This window comes from Mesorhizobium sp. M7A.F.Ca.CA.003.01.2.1, from assembly GCF_003998945.1.
In the GTDB taxonomy this organism is placed as follows: Bacteria; Pseudomonadota; Alphaproteobacteria; order Rhizobiales; family Rhizobiaceae; genus Mesorhizobium; species Mesorhizobium ciceri.
On record NZ_RZRA01000498.1, the window covers coordinates 1 to 4,134 of the forward strand.

Here is a 4,134-nt window from a genome sequence, read left to right on the forward strand (position 1 = left end):
CTATGAACTCGGTCGCTGGCGGCCTACGGTCCAGGCCGGCATGTGGCTGCTGATCATCGTGGTGCTGTTCCTGCCGCTGTTCGGGCTGGTTCTGACATCGCTGGTGCCGGGCTACGGCATCGCGCTCACCGCCAAGACGGCAACGCTCGACAATTATCGCTTCGTGCTGTTCGAGCATGACGCGGCCAGCCGCGCCTTCTTCAACAGCTTCTGGCTGTCGATCGCGGCGGCCTTCTTCGCGGTCCTGGTCGCAGTGCCGATCGGCTATCTGATCGCATGGGGCAAGCAGCGCTGGGTGCGGCTGCTCAATCTGTCGGTCGAGCTGCCCTATGCTTTGCCCGGCGTGGTGCTGGCGATCGCCTCGCTGCTCATGTTCCTGCGGCCGATCCCGCTCACCGGCATCCAGCTCTACAACACCGTCTGGATCATCCTCTACGCCTATCTCGCCCGTTTCCTGGTGCTGGCGCTGCGGCCGACCATCAGCGGCTATCACCAGATCGACCGGGCGCTGGAGGAGGCGGCGCAAGTAGCGGGCGCCGGGCTGTTCACGCGCATGCGCACGATCATCTTTCCCCTGGTGGCACCGGCGGCGATCGCCGGCGGACTACTGATCTTCATGACGGCGCTCAGCGAACTTACCGTCTCGGCGCTGCTGTGGTCGTCCGGGTCGGAGACGATCGGTGTCGTGATGTTTTCCTTCGAGCAGGGCGGCGATTCCAACTATGCGGCGGCGATGTCCGTCATCACTGTGGCGGTCACTTTCCTGTTGATGCTGGTGACCAATCTGCTTGCCCCCTACCTTCCGACCGGAGTGCTGCCATGGCGCGATTGAGCCTGGACAATGTGACCAAGAGCTTCGCCAATTTCGATGCCGTCAAGGACGTATCGATCGATGTCGGCGACGGCGAGTTCCTGGCAGTGCTCGGGCCGTCCGGCTGCGGCAAGACCACGCTGCTGCGGCTCGTTGCCGGATTCGAGAAGGTGACGTCAGGCGAGATCCGTATCGGCAGCGAGGTCGTGTCGGGCAAGGGCGGCAGCGTCGCGCCGGAAAAGCGGCGCGTCGGCATCGTCTTCCAGAACTACGCGCTGTGGCCGCACATGACGGTCGCCGAAAACATCGGCTATTCGCTGAAGGTGGCGCAGCTCGACAAGGCCGTCGCGCGCCAGAAGGTTGAAGACGCACTCGCCCTGGTCAATCTGCAAGGGCTGGGCGAGCGTCGGCCGGCCAATCTGTCCGGCGGCCAACGCCAGCGCGTGGCATTGGCGCGCTGCCTTGTCGCCGCGCCCTCGTTGGTTCTGTTCGACGAGCCGCTGGCCAATCTCGACGTGCATCTGAGGGCTTCGATGGAGGTCGAGTTCGCGTCCTTCCACAAGCGCACGGGCACGACGATCGTCTACATCACCCATGACCAGGCCGAGGCGATGGCGCTGGCCGATCGGATCGCGGTGATGGATGGCGGGCGTCTTGCCCAGCTGGCGACGCCACGCGAACTCTATCATGAGCCGGCAAATGAAATGGTGGCTTCCTTCATTTCGCAGGGCATTTTGCTGCCTGCGGATGTGTTGAGCGCGGAAGAAAGAGGGCACTGCAAGGTCCGCGTTCTCGGCGCGGAACTGGTTGTCCGCTGCCGGCCAGGCGAGCGGCCGCGAACCGGGGCAAAGGTCTGCTGCCGGTCGGCCGATCTCGACGTGTCGCCGGACGGTCCCGGCTTCGATGGTCTGGTCAAGCGGGTGATCTACCAGGGTGGCTCGGCGCGCATCGAATTCACGCCTTCGACCAATCCCGACCTCACCTTGCATTTCGAACAGCCCGATCCAGTCGCGCTGGAGAGCGGAGCCCAGGCACGCCTGCGGATACGCTCCGGCTGGCTGATCCCGGCGGCGGGGGCGGCATCGTGATGATGCTCGACCTGCTCGGCGGCTTTGGCGAAAAGGGCCGCACCAGCCTTGCTGTCTGCAGCGGCAAGGATCGCATCCTGCTCGACGTCGGCATCAAGGTCGGCGCCTCGGGGGCGGACTACTATCCGGCGCTGAACGGCTCGGTCGCCGACATCGATGCGCTGTTCGTCTCGCATGCGCATGAGGATCATATCGGCGCGCTGAGCTGGCTGCTGTCGCGCGGTTATGCCGGTCCGATCTTCATGACCGCCGAGACCCGCGACGAGGCGCCTGCCACGCTCGCCGGCTATGCTGAGCCCGAGGATTTCAGGCGGTTCCCTTTTCCCGAAGATCGCCTCGAATTGTTCGAACCCGGCGACACGTTGAACAGCGGCAATTTCACGATCCGGACGGGACGCTCCGGGCATGTCGTGGGCGGCGTCTGGTTTGCCGTGGACGATGGCGAGAGCCGCGTCGCCTATTCCGCCGATGTGGTGCCGGACAGCAATGTCTTCGTCATGGACACGATCCCGCACTGCGACCTGCTTGTCCTCGATGCTTCCTACGGCGCCGATCCGGTGCCGGGGGCGGCGCGTGCGCGCGAAATCTCGCAATGGGTTGCGAGGCATTCGGGCGGGTGTCTTTTGCCGACGCCGCTCTCGGGTCGGTCGCTGGAGCTGATCGCGGCCTTGCCAGGGCCGTTCGCCATCCATGCCGGCATGCGCTCGTCCCTGGAAGCGCAGATCGGCGCCACGGCAGCCCTGTTGCCGGGCGTTTCAACGTTGCTGCGCCGCCGCCTGCAAGACGCAGCCGACTGGACCGATGCCGATCCCCTGCCGTCCATGCCGCTGCTGGCGGATGACGGCATGGGTGAAGCCGGCCCATCGTCGCGCCTCTTGCCGCGTGCCGACCATTCCGGTTTTCCGGTGCTGCTTACCGGGCATCTGCCGTCAGGTTCGCCGGGCGATGTGTTGCACAAGGCCGGTCGGGCGGACTGGGTACGCATGCCGACCCATCCGACGCTGTCGGGCAATGTCGATATCTGGGAGAAGGCCGGCCGTCCCGCGGCACTCGGCCATTCCTGCACGCCGGATCTTCTCGGCGACCTGCAATCCCACATCCCCTCGCTGCGCACGCAATGCCGCACCGGCCAGCGCATAGTGGTGTCGGAGGCAAGAAAACGATGAGAATTCTGATCTGCAACGATGACGGCATCGAAGCGCCGGGGCTTGCCCGTCTGGTCGCGGCCGCCAGCGCGTTGAGCGGCGATGTCTGGGTGGTCGCGCCCGACGGCAAGCGCACCGCCGCCGGCTCGTCATTGACGATTGCCAGGCCGTTGACCATGCGGCGCCTCAAACCGAACTGGTACGCCTGTTCCGGCACCCCGGCCGATTGCGTGGTAAGCGCCATGACCTGGTTGTTCGCCGATACGAAGAAGCCAGATCTGGTGCTGTCGGGTGTCAACGATGGCCGCAACGTTGCCGAGGACCTTGCCTATTCCGGCACGCTCGGCATTGCGCGGGAGGCCACTTTCTGGGGCGTTCCGGCCATTGGCTTCTCACGCGTGAAAAATCCTGATTTCACCGATGGCGACGACCAATGGCTTGGCGCGCTGATCGTGTCCCTGTGGCAATCGCGCGCCGACTGGGCCGCTGAGGGTCATTGGCTGAGCATCAACCTGCCGACCTCGCTGCCGGCCGAAATCCGCCAGCCGCGCATCGGTCGCGACAAGATCGCCCGCAAGGCCGAGATCGTGGAGAGCGACGGCGACCGCACGGTCATCACCGTGCCGCGCGGGCGGGCTCACGACAGCCAGCCGGGCGACGAGAACGACGCGATCGATGCCGGCTTCATCAGCATCAACCGGCTGAACTGGCTTGGCGAGACGCGGCTGGACGAACGGTTTCTGGACGGGATCCCGCGCCAGCGGCAAACTGGCTGACCTGAGGTCTGCGCGTCGTCATCCGATCACCAACCTGTCAGCGGTTAAATCAAGCCAATCCACTACCTATGCTTGAAGCCGCCGCTATTTCATTCCACATCGGTGCGGATGAAGGGCGAAACAGGAGAACGGCGGCGGCATTTGCTGTGGGCTTTGCCCGCATCGCTGATCCTGCATGCGCTCATCGCGGCGTTTCTGATCTATGGCCTGCCGAGACCCGAGCAGCAGCCGGTTCAGCAGGAACAGCCCGTCAATGTCGCGATCGTGCCGCCGCCCGAGAAGCCCAAGCCGAAACCTGCTCCAAAGCCGCCGGA

The 4,134-nt window shown here is 65.0% G+C and carries 4 protein-coding genes; all 4 read left to right on the forward strand.

The window, feature by feature from the left end:
* A partial coding sequence (locus EN969_RS19640; RefSeq protein ID WP_164758356.1) for an ABC transporter permease subunit occupies nucleotides 1–832 on the forward strand: 832 nt, incomplete at its 5' end.
* Nucleotides 820–1,899: an ABC transporter ATP-binding protein gene (locus tag EN969_RS19645; protein ID WP_127419322.1), complete on the forward strand. Its 1,080-nt coding sequence runs from the start codon at nucleotides 820–822 to the stop codon at nucleotides 1,897–1,899. The genes EN969_RS19640 and EN969_RS19645, both read left to right, overlap by 13 nt.
* Complete coding sequence (locus EN969_RS19650; protein WP_063169126.1) at nucleotides 1,899–3,065, forward strand: MBL fold metallo-hydrolase; 1,167 nt, start codon at nucleotides 1,899–1,901, stop codon at nucleotides 3,063–3,065. The genes EN969_RS19645 and EN969_RS19650 overlap by 1 nt, the downstream gene beginning before the upstream one ends.
* Nucleotides 3,062–3,820, forward strand: a complete 759-nt coding sequence (locus EN969_RS19655) for a 5'/3'-nucleotidase SurE (RefSeq protein ID WP_027162942.1) — start codon at nucleotides 3,062–3,064, stop codon at nucleotides 3,818–3,820. The genes EN969_RS19650 and EN969_RS19655 overlap by 4 nt, the downstream gene beginning before the upstream one ends.
* Nucleotides 3,821–4,134 lie beyond the last annotated feature (314 nt).